Source organism: Morganella sp. HMSC11D09 (assembly GCF_001807955.1).
Taxonomy (GTDB): Bacteria; Pseudomonadota; Gammaproteobacteria; order Enterobacterales; family Enterobacteriaceae; genus Morganella; species Morganella morganii.
The window spans coordinates 53,963-73,276 of the sequence record NZ_KV791688.1; the positions used below are offsets into that span (position 1 = coordinate 53,963).

The 19,314-nt window shown below is 50.5% G+C and carries 17 protein-coding genes and 1 other RNA gene; 11 read left to right on the forward strand and 7 right to left on the reverse strand.

Annotated elements, in window-relative coordinates:
• Nucleotides 1-90 precede the first annotated feature (90 nt).
• The 3 genes from ppiD to HMPREF3119_RS09435 all read left to right on the forward strand — a co-directional run bounded on the left by ppiD (nt 91) and on the right by HMPREF3119_RS09435 (nt 2,932).
• Entirely contained in the window at nt 91-1,959 is a 1,869-nt protein-coding gene (gene ppiD, locus HMPREF3119_RS09425; RefSeq protein WP_004236459.1) for a peptidylprolyl isomerase, read from the forward strand.
• A gap of 152 nt (nt 1,960-2,111) precedes the next feature.
• Nucleotides 2,112-2,444 (forward strand): ComEA family DNA-binding protein, encoded by a 333-nt coding sequence (locus HMPREF3119_RS09430; protein WP_004236460.1) that lies wholly within the window; start codon nt 2,112-2,114, stop codon nt 2,442-2,444.
• Nucleotides 2,445-2,521: 77 nt separating this feature from the next.
• Nucleotides 2,522-2,932 (forward strand): acyl-CoA thioesterase, encoded by a 411-nt coding sequence (locus tag HMPREF3119_RS09435; protein WP_046024041.1) that lies wholly within the window; start codon nt 2,522-2,524, stop codon nt 2,930-2,932.
• Between the two features lie 51 nt (nt 2,933-2,983).
• Here HMPREF3119_RS09435 and queC read toward each other — a convergent pair whose 3' ends face one another.
• Together queC and HMPREF3119_RS09445 are read right to left on the reverse strand one after the other, a co-directional pair.
• Nucleotides 2,984-3,682 (reverse strand): 7-cyano-7-deazaguanine synthase QueC, encoded by a 699-nt coding sequence (gene queC, locus HMPREF3119_RS09440; RefSeq protein WP_024474597.1) that lies wholly within the window; start codon nt 3,680-3,682, stop codon nt 2,984-2,986.
• A gap of 46 nt (nt 3,683-3,728) precedes the next feature.
• A complete protein-coding gene (locus tag HMPREF3119_RS09445; RefSeq protein ID WP_004236463.1) occupies nt 3,729-4,769 on the reverse strand; it encodes a PLP-dependent cysteine synthase family protein in 1,041 nt (346 codons plus the stop codon).
• Between the two features lie 114 nt (nt 4,770-4,883).
• Between HMPREF3119_RS09445 and HMPREF3119_RS09450 the strand changes: the two genes are divergently transcribed.
• The 5 genes from HMPREF3119_RS09450 (at nt 4,884) to amtB (ending at nt 10,768) form a co-directional block, all read left to right on the forward strand.
• On the forward strand, nt 4,884-5,360 hold the full coding sequence (locus tag HMPREF3119_RS09450) for an Lrp/AsnC family transcriptional regulator (RefSeq protein ID WP_024474599.1): 477 nt from the start codon (nt 4,884-4,886) through the stop codon (nt 5,358-5,360).
• A 30-nt stretch (nt 5,361-5,390) separates the two neighbouring features.
• Nucleotides 5,391-7,130 (forward strand): SmdA family multidrug ABC transporter permease/ATP-binding protein, encoded by a 1,740-nt coding sequence (locus tag HMPREF3119_RS09455; protein ID WP_070579505.1) that lies wholly within the window; start codon nt 5,391-5,393, stop codon nt 7,128-7,130.
• Nucleotides 7,123-8,919, forward strand: a complete 1,797-nt coding sequence (locus HMPREF3119_RS09460) for a SmdB family multidrug efflux ABC transporter permease/ATP-binding protein (RefSeq protein WP_046024043.1) — start codon at nt 7,123-7,125, stop codon at nt 8,917-8,919. The genes HMPREF3119_RS09455 and HMPREF3119_RS09460 overlap by 8 nt, the downstream gene beginning before the upstream one ends.
• A 201-nt stretch (nt 8,920-9,120) precedes the next feature.
• Entirely contained in the window at nt 9,121-9,459 is a 339-nt protein-coding gene (locus tag HMPREF3119_RS09465) for a P-II family nitrogen regulator (protein ID WP_004236467.1), read from the forward strand.
• A gap of 19 nt (nt 9,460-9,478) precedes the next feature.
• The gene (gene amtB, locus HMPREF3119_RS09470; protein WP_070579523.1) at nt 9,479-10,768 is read left to right on the forward strand and encodes an ammonium transporter AmtB; all 1,290 of its coding nucleotides are present in this window, start codon (nt 9,479-9,481) and stop codon (nt 10,766-10,768) included.
• Nucleotides 10,769-10,828: 60 nt separating this feature from the next.
• On the opposite strand, the gene tesB is transcribed toward amtB, so the two are convergent.
• Nucleotides 10,829-11,692 (reverse strand): acyl-CoA thioesterase II, encoded by an 864-nt coding sequence (gene tesB / locus HMPREF3119_RS09475; RefSeq protein ID WP_032097922.1) that lies wholly within the window; start codon nt 11,690-11,692, stop codon nt 10,829-10,831.
• Between the two features lie 225 nt (nt 11,693-11,917).
• On the opposite strand from tesB, the gene ffs reads away from it, so the two are divergent.
• An RNA gene (gene ffs, locus HMPREF3119_RS09480) (signal recognition particle sRNA small type) lies at nt 11,918-12,014 on the forward strand.
• A gap of 550 nt (nt 12,015-12,564) precedes the next feature.
• On the opposite strand, the gene HMPREF3119_RS09485 is transcribed toward ffs, so the two are convergent.
• The 4 genes from HMPREF3119_RS09485 to HMPREF3119_RS09500 all read right to left on the reverse strand — a co-directional run bounded on the left by HMPREF3119_RS09485 (nt 12,565) and on the right by HMPREF3119_RS09500 (nt 18,141).
• Complete coding sequence (locus HMPREF3119_RS09485; protein ID WP_024474604.1) at nt 12,565-12,768, reverse strand: HHA domain-containing protein; 204 nt, start codon at nt 12,766-12,768, stop codon at nt 12,565-12,567.
• A gap of 63 nt (nt 12,769-12,831) precedes the next feature.
• The gene (tomB, locus tag HMPREF3119_RS09490) at nt 12,832-13,191 is read right to left on the reverse strand and encodes an Hha toxicity modulator TomB (protein WP_004236473.1); all 360 of its coding nucleotides are present in this window, start codon (nt 13,189-13,191) and stop codon (nt 12,832-12,834) included.
• 562 nt (nt 13,192-13,753) lie between these two features.
• A complete protein-coding gene (locus HMPREF3119_RS09495) occupies nt 13,754-16,930 on the reverse strand; it encodes an efflux RND transporter permease subunit (protein WP_070579508.1) in 3,177 nt (1,058 codons plus the stop codon).
• 14 nt (nt 16,931-16,944) lie between these two features.
• Nucleotides 16,945-18,141 carry an efflux RND transporter periplasmic adaptor subunit gene (locus HMPREF3119_RS09500; RefSeq protein WP_015422955.1) on the reverse strand — a complete coding sequence of 399 codons (1,197 nt, stop codon included), beginning with the start codon at nt 18,139-18,141 and terminating at the stop codon, nt 16,945-16,947.
• A 125-nt stretch (nt 18,142-18,266) separates the two neighbouring features.
• On the opposite strand from HMPREF3119_RS09500, the gene acrR reads away from it, so the two are divergent.
• Together acrR and HMPREF3119_RS09510 are read left to right on the forward strand one after the other, a co-directional pair.
• Nucleotides 18,267-18,914 (forward strand): multidrug efflux transporter transcriptional repressor AcrR, encoded by a 648-nt coding sequence (gene acrR, locus HMPREF3119_RS09505; protein WP_004236476.1) that lies wholly within the window; start codon nt 18,267-18,269, stop codon nt 18,912-18,914.
• Between the two features lie 37 nt (nt 18,915-18,951).
• Nucleotides 18,952-19,305, forward strand: a complete 354-nt coding sequence (locus HMPREF3119_RS09510; RefSeq protein WP_004236477.1) for a DsrE/DsrF/TusD sulfur relay family protein — start codon at nt 18,952-18,954, stop codon at nt 19,303-19,305.
• Nucleotides 19,306-19,314: the final 9 nt, after the last annotated feature.

Consider the following 19,314-nt stretch of genomic DNA (forward strand, 5'->3'; position numbering starts at 1 on the left):
GCGCATCAGAATGATGCGCTTTTTTTTGTTTTAGGGCATAATTTCCCCTGACCTGATTTTTCTTTTACCAAAGCGGAGTTTGGATTTCTTATGATGGAAAACCTGCGCACAGCGGCGAACAACCCTGTGATTAAAATTGTCTTCGCCATCATTATCCTGTCATTTATTCTGACAGGTGTGGGTGGTTACCTCGTCAGCGGTTCTAACTATGCTGCCAAAGTGAACGATACTGAAATATCGGTCCAGCAGTTAGAGCGCGCCTTCCAGGAAGAGCGTAACCGCCAGCAGGCTCAGCTGGGTGATCTGTTCTCGCAGTTAGTCAGCACCGAAGAGGGCGTTAAACAAATCCGTTCTCAGGCGCTGAACCAGATGATTGACACCATTCTGCTGGAACAGTATGCACGGAAATTAGGTATCACCGTCAGTGATGACCAGATTATCAGCGCAATTCGTCAGGAGCCTGATTTTCAGGTTAACGGTCAGTTCAGCCAGCAGGCGTATGAGACATTCCTGTCCCGTAACGGTATCACCGGTGACAACTACGCAACTTATCTGCGCAAGCAGATGATTCAGGCACAGCTGGTTCAGCCGTTTGTGCGTGACTCATTTGTGCTTGATTCCGAAGTGACCAATGCCGCAGCTGTTTTACTCCAGTCACGTACCATCCGTACCGCGACACTGGATCTGGCTTCTGCTCAGGCAAAACAGACCACAACCGATGAAGAGCTGCAGGCTTATTACGCGAAGAATAAAAACAGCTTCATTGCGCCGCAGTCCTTAAAAATCAGTTTTGTTGAGCTGGATGCCGCGAATATCCAGGACAACACATCAGTCACTGAAGAACAGATTCAGGACTACTACGACAAAAATATCCCGCGTTTTACTGTGCCGGCAAAAGGCGAGTACAGTCAGATCACCCTGGCGACGGAAGATGATGCCAAAGCGGTACTGAATGAACTGAAAAACGGGGCGGATTTCAAAACCCTGGCTAAAGAAAAATCCACCGATAAACTGACTGCCCGTAACGGCGGCGTGATCGGCTGGATGGAAGATGCTGCGCTGATCCCTGAAATTAAAGGTGCCGGGCTGACAACCGCCGGTCAGATTTCAGAGGTTCTGAAAGTGGATAACGGCTACGCGATTTTCCGTCTGGATGTGTACGAGCCGGAAACCGTCAGACCGCTGGCGGATGTGAAAGAAGAAGCCACCCGTCTGGCCAAAGGCGAAGCGGCAAGCAAAGCCTTCTTTGACCTCCAGCAGAAAGCCAGTGAAGCTGCTGCGAACGATAACGAATCCCTGATGGGTGTTGAGCAGGCAACCGGCGTTAAAGCTGTACAGACTGACTGGTTTGCCCTGAACAGTCTGCCGGATGCGGTTAACTATCCGGAAGTGTTAAAAGCATTAACGGAAAACAAACTGTTTGATGAGAAAGGACCTTCCGGTGCTAACTCTGACATCATCACCGTTTCCGGTGACCGTGCCTTTGTGATCCGTGTTGATGAATATCGTCCGGAAGCAGTGGAATCCTTTGAAAAAGTGAAGTCAGACATTGACGCGCTGGTGAAGCGCAGCAAAGCGGAAGCCGCGCTGAATGCGGAAGCGGATAAACTGCTGACGGCACTGAAAGAAGGTAAAGGCGACGCCGCGTTAACAGAAGCCGGTGTGAAATTCGGTGCAGAGCAGACTGTTCAGCGCCTGAATCCGTCAGACCCGGTTATCAATGCTGCCTTTACCCAGCCGCATCCTGCGGACGGTAAACCGACCTACAGCCGCACCATTGACGGCAAGGGTAACATTGTTCTGGTACAGCTGGATAAAGTCACAGCCGGTACGGCAACGGATCAGGAAAAAACTGAACTGCGTACAGTGCTGCGTCAGCAAATGGCGTCCACTGAGCTGGAATCATTACTGCTGAACCTGCGTGCTAACGCAGATATTGATGTGAGAAATATGAACTAAAATTTTTCGATCTGTACCGAAAAATAAAATGTCGTTTTACATCATCTGAAAGGCTGCGTTCGCAGCCTTTCGCATTTCTGTTCTGAAAATCCCCCGGCAGAAAAAATTTTTGCGACACTCCGTTTCGTGCTAAACACAAAAGGAGAAATAGCATGAAAACAAAATGGACATCTGCATTATTATTAACATCAGCACTGTTAACCGGTGGTTTTTTCAGTACTTCCGCACTGGCTCAGGCTGCACCACCGGCAGACAGTGCGCAGGTTCAGCAGTCTGTTGCACAGGAAACAAACCGCATCAGCATTAATACCGCGACTGCGGAAGAACTGGCCCGGGAACTCAGTGGTGTCGGGCCGAAAAAAGCACAGCGGATTGTGGAGTACCGCACGGAAAACGGACCATTTACTTCTGCGGAACAACTGAAGGATGTATATGGTATTGGTGAGCGTATTTTTACGATGAACAGCGATAAGATAGAGTTGTAATATCAGCAGAGGCTGATTTCCCTTCCCCGGGCTGACGGGGAAGGGAATACCGGAAACAGAGTAAAGGGAGAGATATTATGAGCACCACAATTAAAGTGATTGGCTACCATATTGATGCCTTCGGACATGTTAACAATGCGCGTTATCTGGAGTTTCTGGAGGCCGCCCGCTGGGACTGGCTGGAAAGCTACGATGCTTACCGCTGGTTCAAACAGATGGATATCGCCGTGGTGGTGGTGAATATCAATATTAACTACCGGCTGCCGGTGTATGTGGGAGAGCGGTTGGTGATAGACAGCTATTTGCAGCACGCGGGGCAGAAAAGCGGTGTTCTCAAACAGATAATTACCCGTCAGGAAGATAAGCAGGTTGTGGCGGATGCGGAAGTGACCTTTGTCTTTATTAATATGAAAACCGGCAAAGCGATCCCGATTGAAGGGGAAATCCGCGATAAATTTGAGTTGCTGACGGCACCGAAAGAGGGCTGATCACCGTCAGAGCAGAAGAGCGCCCGGCGGGTTGCCGGGCGTAACAGGCACTTATTGCAGGCCGGTAATTTTTTTCATGGCGGCCATAACAGCACTGCGATCAGCAAGATAGCTGTCCAGCCCGTTGCGGCGCAGATGGCAGGCGGCGCATTCCCCGCAGCCATCCCCCTGAATGCCGTTATAGCAGGTCAGTGTTTCTGTGCGGACGGTATCCAGTTGTCCGTAATAATCAGCCAGCGCCCAGGTCTGTGCTTTATCCAGCCACATCAGCGGGGTTTCAAAGCGGATATCACGGGCAAGACCGGCGTTGACGGCTTTGTTCAGTGCTTTGACAAACTCGTCCCGGCAATCCGGATAACCGGAAAAATCGGTTTCACAGACACCGGTGATAATCGCTTCTGCATTGACCTGATAAGCATAAATCGCCGTCAGGGTGAGAAACAGGATATTACGGCCCGGGACAAAGGTATTCGGGATATCGCTTTGTTCACTTTCACTGAACCCGGGCACCGGGATGTTATCACGGGTCAGGCTGCTGACCGCCAGTTCATTCAGCAGAGAGACATCCAGCACCTTATGTGCCGCTGCACCCAGTTTCAGGCTGAGTTTACGGGCAACGTCTATTTCCTGACTGTGGCGCTGTCCGTAATCAAACGTCACACAATGCACTTCATCATAGTTGCGTAGTGCCTGAATCAGGCAGGTTGTGGAGTCCTGCCCGCCACTGAATACGACCACAGCACGTTTCATCGGTAAACCTCATTATAAAAAGATAAGGTTTATGGTAACGGCTGCATCACCATTTGGGTAGTGTTGCCTGTGCGTCAGTCAGATCGCCGATGTTGTCTGCCACCCACTGCGGGTTGTAATAGGTGTCCGGATAGCGTTCGCCGCTGTCGCAAATCAGTGTCACAATTGAGCCGGTTTGTTGCTGTTCATGCATCTGTTTCGCCAGTTGCAGTGCGCCCCAGACGTTGGTACCGGTGGAGGCACCGGTGCGGCGGCCGAGCAGTTTTTCCAGCCAGTAAAGGGTGGCGATACTGCACTGGTCACTGACTTTGATCACATCATCAATCACGCCCGGGATAAAAGACGGTTCTGCGCGCGGACGGCCGATGCCTTCAATCTTACTGCCGGTATCGCAGCGCAGATGCGAGCATTTCTGATGGTAGCAGTCATAAAAAACAGAGTTTTCAGGATCGACGACAACCAGTTTTGTGTCATGTCCCTGATAGCGGATAAACCGGCCGAGCGTGGCAGAAGTACCGCCGGTACCTGCGCTCATCACAATGTAACGCGGTACCGGATGGGCTTCCCGTGACATCTGACGGTAAATACTTTCGGCAATATTGTTGTTGCCGCGCCAGTCAGTGGCACGCTCGGCATAGGTGAACTGATCCATATAGTGGCCGCCGGTTTCGCGGGCCAGGTGCTCGGATTCTGCATAAATCTGCGCACTGCTGTCCACAAAGTGGCACTGTCCGCCGTAGAACTCAATCTGTTCAATTTTGCGGCGTGCGGTGCAGCGCGGCATCACGGCGATAAACGGCAGGCCGAGCAGACGGGCGAAGTACGCTTCAGAGACAGCGGTGCTGCCGGAGGACGCTTCAATCACCGGTGTGCCTTCGCGGATCCAGCCGTTACACAGGCCGTACAGGAAAAGCGAACGCGCCAGGCGGTGTTTCAGGCTGCCGGTCGGGTGAGTGCTTTCATCTTTGAGATATAATGAAACCCCCGGGTAAACGGGTAATTCCAGCGGGATCAGGTGGGTGTCAGCACTGCGCTGATAATCGGCCTGAATGGCATTAATGGCGGATGTGGTCCATTGGGTTGTCATGTAGTATCTCCTCACGGTCTGTTGATGCATCTTAGCAATTCTGTGAGAGAAAAGGCTTTTTCTATTTTCTGTATCATGCATGATATGGAGAAATTTATTCTCTCTGGTGGTGATATGTTAGATAAAACAGACCGTAAATTGTTACAACTTTTGCAGGAAGATGCTGCATTATCACTGAACACCCTGTCCGAAGCGGTGAACCTGACATCCACTCCCTGCTGGAAACGGCTGAAACGGCTGGAAGATGAAGGGTATATCCGCAAACGTGTGGCGCTGCTGGACCCGGAGAAGCTCGGGCTGGGACTGACGGTGATCGTCATGATCAAGACACAGCACCACAGCAGTGAGTGGTATACTCAGTTTGTGGAATTTGTTCAGCAGATGCCTGATGTGGTGGAGTTTTACCGGATGGCCGGGGAATTTGACTACATGCTGCAGGTCGAGGTGGTGGACATGAAATGCTTCGATCATTTTTACAAAAAACTGGTTAACGGTGTGCCCGGTTTAATTGATGTGACTTCCAATTTTGCGATGGAGCGCATAAAGTACACCACCGCATTGCCGATTCCGGAGAAATGCAAAGCGGACTGATTATTAACCTGAGATGTTATACGGGATCCTGTGAGATTATTTGCACAATTAAAATGGTATTTCCTCAGTGAATGGCGGCGCTATACCGGTGCGGTCACTTTTCTGATCATTATCGCGGTGTTACAGATCCTGCCGCCGCGCTTTGTCGGCATCATTGTTGACGGCGTGACCAAAGAGACGATGACCACCACCACGCTGTGGGGCTGGGTCGGCGTGATGCTGCTTATCGCACTGGTGATTTATATTCTGCGCTATATCTGGCGGGTCTGGTTATTCGGTGCCTCCTACAAGCTGGCGGTGCGTCTGCGTCAGGATTTTTATCAGCAGTTCAGCCGCCAGTCTCCGGCCTTTTATCACCGTTACCGGACCGGTGACCTGATCGCCCGCAGTACCAATGATGTGGACAAAGTGGTGTTTGCCGCCGGAGAGGGGGTGCTGACGCTGGTGGATTCTTTTGTCATGGGACTGGTGGTCCTGCTGACGATGAGTATTGAGATCAGCTGGCAGCTGACACTGCTTTCCCTGCTGCCGATGCCGCTGATGGCTCTGGCTATCAAACGTTACGGGCAGCAGCTGCATCAGCGCTTTAAAACAGCGCAGGGTGCATTTTCCTCCCTGAATAACCACGCGCAGGAAAGCCTCAGCAGTATCCGGATGATTAAAGCTTTTGGCCTGGAAGATCATCAGTCTTCCCGGTTTGAATCCGTTGCGGCGGAAGCCGGACGCAAAAATATGCATGTGGCACAGATAGATGCCCGTTTCGACCCGACCATTATAATGGCTATCGGGATGTCAAACCTGCTCGCGGTTGCCGGCGGCAGTTGGATGGTGATGCAGGGCACACTGACGCTCGGCGGGCTGACCAGCTTTATTATGTATCTCGGGCTGATGATCTGGCCGATGCTGGCATTAGCCTGGATGTTTAACATTGTGGAGCGCGGCAGCGCGGCCTACAGCCGGATCCAATCTCTTCTTGAAACCCCGCCGGTACTGGCGGATGGTACAGAATCCCCGCAACCGGGACGCGGCGAGCTGTCCGTTGCTGTGAATGAATTCTGTTATCCGGAAAGCCGCCGGGCGGTTCTGCATGATATTCGTTTTACCCTCAGACCGGGCCAGCTGCTCGGGTTGTGCGGCCCGACCGGCTGCGGTAAATCCACGCTGCTGGCATTAATCCAGCGTCATTATGATGTGACAGCGGGAAGTATCTGTTTTCAGGGCAGACCGCTGCCGGAACTGACCTTCGCCGGCTGGCATGCCCGGCTGGCGGTGGTGAATCAGACGCCGTTTCTGTTCTCCGATACTATCGCCAATAATATTGCGCTGGGGCGGCCCGGGGCAACACAGGCAGAAATTGAACACGCGGCCCGGCTGGCCAGTGTTCATGATGATATTGAACGATTGCCGCTCGGTTATGAGACTCAGGCCGGTGAGCGGGGCGTGATGCTGTCCGGCGGGCAGAAACAGCGGATCTCCATTGCCCGTGCTTTGCTGATGGATGCGGAGATCCTGATCCTCGATGATGCACTTTCCGCAGTGGACGGGCAGACGGAATACCGGATCCTGCAAAATCTGCGGCGCTGGGGGGAGGGCCGTACGGTGATTATCAGTGCGCACCGGCTCTCGGCGCTGACCGAAGCCGACAATATTCTGGTGCTGCAACAGGGCGGTATCAGTGCACAGGGGCGTCATCAGGAGCTGATTAATCAGAACGGATGGTATCGCGAAATGTATCATTATCAGCAGTTAGAGGCCGCGCTCGATGAGTGAACAGACCCGCCCGGAAGCGGCAAAAAACCTGTGGCCGTCGCTGAAACGTCTGCTCGGCTATGGCCGTAACTACCGCCGTCCGATGGCCGTTGCCATTGTGATGCTGTGGCTGACAGCCATTGCTGAAGTCGCCGCACCGGTTCTGGTGAGCTATTTTATCGACAATATGGTGGCGAAAAATCAGATTGTCCTGTCAGTGACATTATTGCTGGTGGCCGGGTTTGTCGCCTTACAGATTGCCGCATCGCTGCTGCACTATTTTCAGCTGATTTATTTCAACCAGGCCGCTGTCGGCGTGGTCCAGACACTGCGCGCCGATGTGATGGATGCCGCACTGCGCCAGCCGCTGAGTGCATTTGACACCCAGCCGGTCGGGCAGTTGATCTCCCGTGTCACCAATGACACGGAGATGATCAAAGACCTGTTTGTCAACGTGCTGCCGACGCTGTTCCGCAGCGTGGCGCTGATTGTGGTGATGCTGATTGCCATGTACTCCCTGGAGTGGCGGATGGCGCTGGTGGCAACCGCGATGTTCCCGGCGGTGATGCTGGTGATGTGGATCTATCAGCGGCTGAGCACGCCGATTGTGCGCCGGGTGCGCAGTTATCTGGCCGATATTAACGATGGTTTCCATGAAATTATCAGCGGCATGACAGTGATTCAGCAGTTCCGCCAGCAGGCGCGTTTCGGGGAAAGGATGTTTGCCGCCAACCGCCGTCATTATGAGGTCAGAATGGCGGCACTGCGGCTGGACGGCATTTTGCTGCGTCCGCTGCTGAGCCTGTTTTCGGCGGCGATCCTCTGTGGTCTGATGTTATTGTTCGGGGTTGAGGGCACCGGCGTTATCGGCGTCGGGGTGTTATATGCGTTTATCACCTACCTCGGGCGGCTGAATGAACCGCTTATCACGCTGACATCCCAGCAGTCTGTTTTACAGCAGGCGGTGATTTCCGGTGAGCGTGTTTTTGAGCTGATGGACAGCCCGCAGCAGAAATACGGGGCAGATGATCAGCCGCTGACCGGCGGCAGTATCCGTGTATCACACCTGACATTTGCCTATCAACCCGGAAAACCGGTGCTGCGTGATATCAGTATCGATGTGGCGGAGCACAGTTTTGTCGCCTTTGTCGGGCATACCGGCAGCGGGAAAAGCACACTGGCAAACCTGCTGATGGGCTACTATCCGTGGCAGGCCGGGGAAATCAGCCTCGGTGGGCGTCCGCTGGAACAATTCTCACATAAAGCACTGCGGCAGGGCATCGCGATGGTGCAGCAGGATCCGGTCATTATGGCCGCCTCTTTCCGCGACAATATCACCCTCGGACGGGATATTGATGATGAGCGCATTCACCGGGTGCTGGAGATGGTTCAGCTGAGTGAGCATGTCTCACAGCTTGAATACGGGCTGGATACCGAACTGGGTGAGCAGGGTAACACCTTGTCTGACGGGCAGAAACAGTTGCTGGCCATGGCACGGGTGCTGGTGCAGACCCCGAAAATCCTGATACTGGATGAGGCAACCGCCAATATCGATTCCGGTACTGAGCAGGCTATCCAGAAAGCCTTACAGCTGATCCGCCGTGAAACCACACTGGTGGTGATTGCACACCGACTGTCCACGATTGTCGATGCGGACACCATTTATGTGCTCAACCGCGGCGAAATGGCGGAATCCGGCTCTCACCGGGTGTTACTGGCAGAGAAGGGCCGCTATTACCAGATGTATCAGCTGCAGCAGGTCGGGGAATCACTCAACGCCCCGGAAGAGAACTATACCCCTGCACTATAATTGTGAGATCGTTCACATAAACAGGTGCATGATGCTGTAAAAAAGTGCAATCCCCGCATCACAGGAAAAGGTGTCTGATGAATCAGACACCTTTTTTATTTTTATCTCATTGTAATTAATAGATTTAATTTCCATTCTGCTTATTGGCATCACTTTTGCAATTTGTCCTCAGGACACCAGCAACCTGAAGCGGAGAATGCGATGAAAATGATAATGGCCATCATCAAGCCTTTTAAACTTAATGACGTCAGAGATGCGCTGAACGAAGAGGGTATTCAGGGATTAACTGTACTGGAAGTACGGGGTGCGGGCAGACAGAAGGGGCACACTGAGCTGTACCGGGGGGAGGAGTACAGCACGGATTTTCTGCCGAAGACGCAGCTTACGATTGTTGTGCCTGATGATTCTCTTGATCGCATTATTGAGGCAATTTGCCGCTCGGCATACACCGGCAGTATCGGTGACGGGAAAATATTTGTTTCAGACATTACTCAGGCGGTGCGGATCCGTACCGGTGAACAAAATGATGAAGCTATTTAAACCGCGCGGAGATGCTCAGATGATGAAACGAAAAATGGTCTTGCCTGTTGTGATGTCCGCGGTGCTGCCGCTTCCGGCATTCAGTGCAACGGAAGGAATGGAGCGTGCGGATAATGGTTTTATGCTGATTTGTGCCGCACTGGTGTATTTTATGACACTTCCCGGTATCGCGCTGTTTTACGGCGGACTGGTACGACGTGAGAATGTGTTATCAGTCATGACACAGGTGATTGTCAGCTTCGCGCTGGTGCTGCTGTTATGGGTTTTTTATGGCTACAGCATGGCATTTTCTGACGGAAATGGGGTGATTGGCGGTCTGTCTCATGCATTTCTCAGCGGGATCACGCCTGTCAGTAACAGCGGCAGTATCAGCCAGCTGACACATGTTATTTTCCAGGGCTCTTTTGCGGCAATTACTGTTGCACTTATCACCGGTGCGCTGGCAGAACGGATCAAATTCACGGCCTTTCTGTTGTTCACCGTTATCTGGTTCTCTCTGGCTTATGTACCGATGGCGCATATGGTTTGGGGCGGCGGCTGGCTGGCGGAAGATGGCGCACTGGATTTTGCCGGGGGAACCGTTGTGCATATTAACGCGGCGGTTGCCGGGTTAGTTGGTGCTTACATATTGGGACCGCGCCTGTTACCGGGGAAAACCGCCACCAAACCGCACAGTCTGCCGATGGTATTTACCGGTACGGCGATCCTCTATATCGGCTGGTTCGGGTTTAATGCCGGATCGGCCGGAAAACCGGATGGTATTGCAGCACTGGCTTTTCTGAATACCGTGATTGCGGTGGCGGCGGGCGTGCTGGCGTGGGTGATTGCAGAGTGGTGCATGCGGGGTAAGCCCTCACTTCTCGGTGCGTGTTCCGGCTGTATCGGCGGTCTGGTCGGGATCACCCCGGCGGCCGGGACGGTGGGCGTCGCGGGGGCGATAGTTATCGGCCTTATCAGCGGTATTGCCGGTTATTGGGGCGTCACTGCACTGAAGCGCCGCCTGAAAGCGGATGATGTCTGCGATGTCTTCGGGATCCACGGCGTCTGCGGTATTGCGGGCTGTCTGCTGACCGGCGTGTTTACTGCGTCTGCTCTCGGCGGTACCGGCTATGCAGAAGGTGTCACTATGCTGCATCAGCTATGGATTCAGGCGGAAAGCATCCTGGTTACTGTGCTCTGGAGCGGAGTGATTACTTACATCGCATTCAAATGCGCGGCACTGACAACCGGTGTACGCTGCACAGAAGAAGATGAGATCAGCGGGCTGGATATCAGTACGCATGGTGAACAGGCCTATAACCGCTCATAGCTGAAAAAAAGTAAGCCCCCGCTCACCGATGTACAGCGGGGGCTTTTTTACCGCAGGCGCTTAAATATCCCGCAAGCGCAGAACGCCTTCCTGTACAGTGGATGCAACCAGCACGCCGGTCTGATTATAGAAGTGACCACGGACAAACCCGCGTCCGCCGGACGCTGTCGGGCTTTCCACGGCATACAGCAGCCATTCATCCAGCCGGAACGGGCGGTGATACCACATGGAATGATCAATCGTGGCAATCTGAATTTCCGGCTGCATAAAGCCGTAGCCGTGTGGCTGGAGGGCAGTCGGCAGGAAATTGTAGTCAGAAGCATAACTGAGCAGATACTGATGCAGCGCCTGATCATCCGGTATGGTGCCGTTGGTTTTCAGCCAGGTATAACGCACCGGCGGATTCTCCGGGTTCTGAAACGGGCTGTAAAAACGCACCGGCCGCCATTCAATAGCCTGCTCACGCAGGAACAGTGCCTGCATTTTCGGTGGCAGATTCGCGGCGATCTTGCGGGCAATATCAGTTTCAGAGGCGAGTTCGTCAGGGCCCGGAACTTCCGGCATGGCATTCTGATGCTCAAAACTGCTCTCTTCCCCCTGGAAAGAGGCGGTCATATAGAAAATCGGTTTTCCGTTCTGAATCGCGCTGACACGGCGGGCACTGAAACTTTTGCCGTCACGCAGATTTTCCACATCATAAATAATCGGTTTATGGCTGTCGCCGGGGCGCAGAAAATAGCTGTGGAATGAATGAACGCGGCGATCAGCCGGAACAGTCTGTCCCGCTGCATACAGTGCCTGTCCGGCAACTTGTCCGCCAAAGACCTGCGGCAGGCCGAGATCTTCACTTTGCCCCCGGAATAACCCGTCTTCGAGTTTTTCGAGTGCCATCAGGTTTATCAGATTTTCTAATGCCAGGCTCATGGTTACCCTTATTAAGTATTTTCAGCAGGAACCGGTCATTCTAATCGCTGTCAGTGCAATTGAAAAATGATAAACCGCCGTTATGTGCGGTTCCTGACCGGCAGATGTATGTCGTTGTGTCAGTAGTGTGTAAAAATACAGCGGTCAGCACCGGTTGCCTTGCTATTTCAGTGCTGATCCCGGATAATGGCACCGCCTCATTATTGAGGGTTCCTATGGGGGCTTTGTTGGTTCTCCCGCAACATGAACTTGTTAACTCGGTCAGGTCCGGAAGGAAGCAGCCATAGCAGGGGAATTGTGTGCCGGGATGTCGCTGGCAAGGCCCCCACCCATTTCTGTTGTACCCGTCTCTGTGATTATTCCGTTATTGATACTGTTTGCCTCTGTTTGCACAGCGAGTTTCTTCCGTTATTCATCCGGCGCATATTATTCATGTATTCATAATTTAACATTATCCCTGTCCGCACAAACTCCGGCATTCAGCGGGCAACATCAGATATAAGGATATAGCAATATAGGTAAAATTTGTTTTATGTTCTTAGTGTAAAAGAGAGAGTTTCACATAAAATCGCATGTTCAGGTAAAAATCTTATTTTTGATTTAACCCATTATAGTGGTAAACAGTGAAAATGAAATTTTCGCTATACATTGAGTTTAATAAATGGATATCGTCATTTAATAATCTGGTGAGTGAAACAAACATAAAATATATGCTTTTGTTATAAATTATATCTGTGTCGTAATATACGTAAAGAATAGCGGGATAAATAGCGGGCATGATCGGAAGCCAAAGTCAGTCAGCTGTGCCTTTGGCCCGGGATCACTAAAAATAAGACTATTGCCTGAAAGAGAGGCGGTTACAGCAGCTTGAATTAACGGACAAATTTCCAGACAGATGCCGGGATTTTGTCATACAGTTTATTCATGGTTAATTCGGCCAGACGATGGTCGGCTGCTGAATAAAAAACCTCCAGCTCATCATCAGTCAGTTCATATTTGTTCTTCTCAATGACACGTTCCAGTGTTTCAATAGAAGTGCACTTACGTAAGCGCATGAGATAGTCCAGTTTAGTCATCATATGTTATCTTCTTGCTGAGTTGTTAGTACGCAATATACTGATATATAAATCTGTATTCCGTTAGTGGACGAGATGCCCCTCGCTGGTCAGCATGCTGCTTACCAGTGATGCCATCTTCTTCCATTCCTCAACGTCATTAAACGAAACTTCCATCTGACCAAACAGCGCGTAAGTTTCATCGATGTATTCATCGACAAATGAGATGAGATCCTTATTTTGTGTATGTTTTATCTTAAAACTCCAGGCCACGTCAGCAATGTAACCTAATAATTCGTTAAGTTTTAAGTTTGAATCTGAGGCTAAATCATTAACCCAATAATTATTGCTTCTGATGAGGGTTTGTGTGCCTTCACGGCAAAGTTCATCACACAGATACTTCAGTACCGCAATATCGTAATTTCGTGGAGAATACTCGTCCATAATCACCTCCTGAATGTAACCGGGAATGATAAGGCGCTGAAAAACGTTAAATTATAATTAACACATGAGTAAGTTATTACGTTATCGACGTCGGTGTATTATATATATCATCAGCCTTTAGTTATAAATAAAGGTAATGTAAAGTTCCGTTCAGCACAAGCGGATAACCAGACGCTGATTACGTGTTAATCTGTTTCAGTCAGTGAACGTGATGTTCCGGAAAAAGATGTGAATAAAAAGGTCTGAGTTAACCTTGTTAGTAATATAACACTATTTCCGCTCTTGTCACTAGCCAAAATACAAAAAAAGTAAATTTAAATGCAGAATAAATGCGCTGATACACAGGTTATAATTACTCATCTGCTTAAATTTACTGAATTTTTATGGGAAAGGGCAGGTGATGAATCATAACGTGTTATGACAAAACCTTACATTTGCAAAATGTTATAATTTACATTCATCTATTGTTTATTTAAGTTTTTCTTACTCAAATTTAAAAATATTCATCATGTCAAAAAAATAAAAAAGGTCACTAATGTGACCTTTTTATGTTTAAGCAGGATTAAAATCCGTCAGGACTATCGCTCTTTTGCGTTACCGCATGAGCATGCTCAATGTCCTCATTCTTCTTACTGAAGCGGCGGCGGATAACCACATAGAAGACCGGTACGAAGAAGATAGCCAGTGAGGTTGCGGCGATCATACCACCGAACACACCTGTACCTACGGCGTTCTGTGCACCGGAACCGGCACCGTTACTCAGGACTAACGGAATAACCCCGAGCATAAAGGCCAGTGATGTCATCAGGATAGGACGCAGACGCATCTTAACGGCTTCCAGTGTTGCTTCAATCAGCCCTTTACCTTCTTTCTCCATCAGGTCTTTGGCGAATTCCACAATCAGGATGGCGTTCTTCGCCGACAGACCGATGGTTGTCAGCAGGCCGACCTTGAAGTACACGTCGTTTTCCAGCCCGCGTGCATGGGTCAGCAACAGCGCGCCGATAACCCCGAGCGGAACCACCAGCATAACAGAGAACGGAACCGACCAGCTTTCATATAACGCTGCCAGACAAAGGAAGACGATAATGAGTGAGATGGTATACAGCGCAGGCGCCTGGTTACCGGACATTTTTTCCTGATAAGACATACCTGTCCACTCAACGCCGAAGCCAGGCGGCAATTCTTTTGCCAGGTCTTCCATCAGGTTCATCGCATCACCACTACTTTTACCCGGTGCGGCACTCCCCTGAATCTGCATAGCCGGTAAACCGTTGTAACGCTCCAGACGTGGTGAACCAAATGACCACGGATCTTTCTTCGTATCAACAAAGGCGGAGAACGGAACCATCTGACCGTTGTTATTGCGGACATACTGTTCAGAAATATTCTGAGGAAGCATACGGAATTGTGCATCACTCTGAATATAGACTTTTTTGACACGTCCGCGATCGATAAAGTCGTTGACGTATGTTCCGCCGAACATGGTGCTCATTGTCGCATTGATAGTGCTGATGTCCACACCTAATGCTTCAGCTTTCTGCTGATCAACATAGAGATGATACTGAGATGTATCTTCCATCCCGTTCGGACGAACCTGAACCAGCATATCCGGATGTTTGCCTGCAAGTCCCAGTAACTGGTTACGGGCCTGAGTCAGAGCTTCATGTCCGTGGTTGGCATTGTCCATCAGTTCAAGGTCAAAGCCGCTGGATGTGCCGAGCTCAACAATTGCCGGAATGTTGAACGCATAAATAATTGCGCCTGAATTCTGACTGAATTTCGCGTTGGCACGGCCGACAATAGCTTCCACTTTATCTTCTTTTGCTTTACGTTCATCCCAGTTTTTCAGGACAACGAAAGCCAGACCCATGTTCTGTCCCTGACCGGCGAAACCGAAGCCGTTAACGGTAAAGGCAGATTCCACCACATTCTTCTCAGTATTAATGAAGTAATCACTGACTTCATTAAGGACAACCTGAGTCTGTTCCTGTGTGGAGCCCGGAGGTAACTGAACCATGGCAAGGAATACCCCCTGGTCTTCTTCCGGTAAGAAGGAAGACGGCAGACGGACAAACATCACAATCATGGCTGCAACCAGCACAACATACAGCAGCAGATAACGACCGGTACCGCGCAGCATGCGACCCACGCTGTCAGTATAGTGGTGAGTCTGTTCCTCAAAGATCCGGTTGAACCAGCCGAAGAATCCGGTCTGAGCACCGTGGCTGCCCTGTTTGATAGGCTTCAGCATGGTGGAACACAGGGCCGGTGTCAGAATTAATGCCACTAATACTGACAGGATCATGGCTGATACGATAGTTACAGAGAACTGACGGTAAATTGCCCCGGTTGAACCCCCGAAGAAGGCCATCGGAATAAATACCGCAGAAAGCACCATGGCGATACCCATCAGGGCACCCTGAATCTGCCCCATCGATACTTTTGTGGCTTCTTTCGGCGGCAGGCCGGTTTCCTGCATAACACGTTCAACGTTTTCCACCACCACGATGGCGTCATCCACCAGCAGGCCGATGGCCAGCACCATCGCGAACATCGTCAGGGTATTTATCGAATACCCGAAGGCGGCAAGAACGGCGAATGTACCTAATAACACGACCGGAACAGCGATAGTCGGGATCAATGTTGCACGGAAATTTTGCAGGAACAGATACATCACCACAAACACCAGCATGATTGCTTCGACCAGTGTTTTCACCACTTCGAAAATGGAGATTTTAACGAATGGTGTTGTATCGTAAGGATAAACAACCTGCATTCCGTCCGGGAAATACGGCTGCATTTCAGCCAGTTTTTCACGAACTGCGTTTGCTGTATCCAGGGCGTTGGCCCCTGTGGCAAGTTTAACCCCGATACCGGCAGATGGTTTACCGTTATAACGCGCGATAATCCCGTAGTTCTCTGCACCGAGTTCCACATAAGCAACGTCTTTCAGACGGACAACAGAACCGTCAGTATTCACGCGCAGCATGATTTCCTGGAACTGCTCAGGAGTATTCAGCCGGGTCTGTGCAATGATCGATGCGTTCAGACGCTGATCTTTAACAGAGGGCGTTCCCCCGAGCTGACCGGCAGCAACCTGGTTGTTCTGAATTTTAATCGAATTGATAACATCGACAGTGGTCAGGTTGTACTTCACCAGTTTATCGGGATCGAGCCAGATACGCATGGCGTACTGGGTACCGAAGAGCTGGGTTTCCCCCACACCGGTTACACGGCTGAGCGGGTCTTTCACGTTTGAACCGACATAGTCCGCAATATCATCCTGCGTCATGTCTTTATCATCGGAAATAAACGCGGCAACCAACAGGAAGGAGCTGGTTGATTTCTGAACCGTAATCCCCTGTTGCTGCACTTCCTGCGGCAGTAACGGCATAGCCAGCTGCAGTTTGTTCTGTACCTGAACCTGGGCAATATCCGGATCGGCGTCAGCTTCAAAGGTCAGCGAGATACTCATGTTACCTGCTGAGTCACTGGTTGAAGACATGTACACCATTTTGTCGATACCGTTCATGTTCTGTTCGATAACCTGGGTTACCGTATTCTGAACCGTCTCGGCATCCGCACCCGGATAGGTTGCGGAAATCGAAATCGCCGGCGGGGCAACAGTCGGATACTGTGCCACCGGCAGTTTCATGATCGCCAACAGACCTGCAAGCATGGTAATAATGGCGATTACCCATGCAAATATCGGTCTTTCAATAAAAAACTTTGGCATGAATCACTGACTCCTTATTGGGACTTCCTGGCAGATTCAGTTTCTTTCGGCGCAGCTGTTGCCGGCTGTGCATTTAAATCCACCTCTGTTGCCTTAACGACAGCACCCTGCTTGATTTTCTGGAAGCCTTCGACAACAACACGTTCGCCGTTATTCACACCGGCGGTAACCAGCCATTTGTTACCATATGCCTGGCCGACAGTGACCGGACGGACTTCGATTTCGTTTTTGGCGTTAACCACGTTAACCACTGCGCCACCTTTTGCAGTACGGATAACCCCTTGCTGCGGAACCAGGATGGCGTCAGGACGCACACCTTCATCCACACGGGCGCGGACAAACATGCCCGGCAGCAGGGATTCCTGCGGGTTAGGGAATACAGCACGCATGGTGATGGAGCCGGTGGTTTCGTCGACAGTCACATCGGAGAATTCCAGATAACCTTTATGGGTATAATCTTTGTTTTCAGCTGTCACCAGGCTGACCGCAACTTTGCCCTGTTCTTTATCCACGGCACCGCTGGCGATTTCGTGTTTCAGGCGCAGATAATCATCGCTGGACTGGGTCACATCCACATAGATAGGGTCAATCTGCTGAACCAGTGTCAGCGGCTGGCTCTGACCTGTTGCCACTAATGCACCTTCAGTCACGTTTGATTTACCGGACAGACCGGAAATCGGTGAAGTGACTTTGGTATAGTTCAGGTTGATTTGTGCTGTCTGAACAGCTGCCTGTGCAGCCCGGACCGCAGCCTGAGCCTGTGCATGTGTGGAGACAGCCTCATCATAATCCTGGCGGCTGATATAGTTTGTTCCCAGCAACGGTTTATAGCGGTTCACTGTCAGGCGGGCCAGTTCGGCATTCGCTCTGGCTTTTGCCAGTTCAGCCTGCGCGCTGTTCAGCGTGGCCTGAAAAGGAGCCGGATCAATTTGATAGAGCGATTCGCCTTCTTTGACGTCACTTCCTTCTTTGTAGTTGCGTTTTAAAATAATGCCGCCGACCTGAGGGCGCACTTCCGCGATGCGGTAAGCAGAAGTTCGTCCCGGCAGTTCCGTGCTCACTGTCAGTGGTGCAGCTTTCAGTGTGACGACTTTAACATCCGGCGGTGGCATTTCGCCCCCTTGCTTCTGCTCTTCACCACATCCGGACAGCAGAAAGCTCCCGGACAGAACGAGCATCGCCAGAGGTAGAACGCCTCTGTTTTTTCGCATAGTAAACCTCTATAAAATGTCGATTTTTAACCGGTAAATATGGTTGATTAACTAATAAATCAGCGTGCTATAATACAAACATACACGAATGTATGTAAATTAACTTCAGATGACACAGGCCTTACATGGCACGAAAAACTAAACAACAGGCCGGAGAAACCCGCCGCCAGATTATTGATGCCGCGTTAACCGCCTTCAGTGAGCAGGGCGTGTCTGCGACGTCATTAGTGGATATTGCAAAACAAGCAGGTGTGACCCGTGGTGCGATCTATTGGCACTTCAAAAATAAAGTTGATCTGTTTACTGAAGTCTGTTCGATAACCGATACGAAAATTGGCTTTATTGAACAAGAGTATCGGGCAAAATACCCGGATAATCCACTTTTAGTGTTTAAGAAAATATTAATTTACATTCTGACGTCTGTGGCTTCCGATCCCAAAATGCGGGCTATTCTGAGCATTTCATTTCATAAATGTGAATTTACCGGTGAAATGAGCGAATTAATTACCATCAGACAAAATTTATATGCTGCGGAATACTCAAGAATAGAGTCGTTCCTGATTGAAAGTGTCACACTGGGGCTGCTGCCTTCTACTCTCGACCTGCGTCGTGCCGCCATCATGCTGCGCGGAATGATAACCGGGCTGTTAGAAAACTGGCTCTTTTCCAGCGAGAGTTTTAATATCAGCGGGCAGGCTGAATATTTGGTTGACGGTTATCTGGATATGTTAATGCTCAGTAAAAATATGCAGCTACCGCCGGCAGACGCCTGATTTACATTTTATAACATTAACCTTAAGGATATCATGTATGAAGCCTGTATTAATTATTGCCAATGGCGCTGCGTATGGCAGTGAATCTTTATTTAACGCACTGCGTCTGGCAATTGCGATTAAAGAGCAGGACAGTCAGGTGCCGATGAATGTTTTTCTGATGTCAGATGCGGTGGTTGCCGGGTTACGCGGTCAGCAGCCGAAAGAGGGTTATAACCTGAAACAGATGCTGGAGATCCTGGTGGCACAGAAAACAGACATTAAGCTGTGCAAAACCTGCACCGATGCCCGCGGTATCACTGAGCTTCCGCTGGTGGACGGCGTGCAGGTCGGGACACTGGCCGAGCTGGCGCAGTGGTCACTTGATGCAGAAAAAATCATTACCTTTTAATCAGATAAC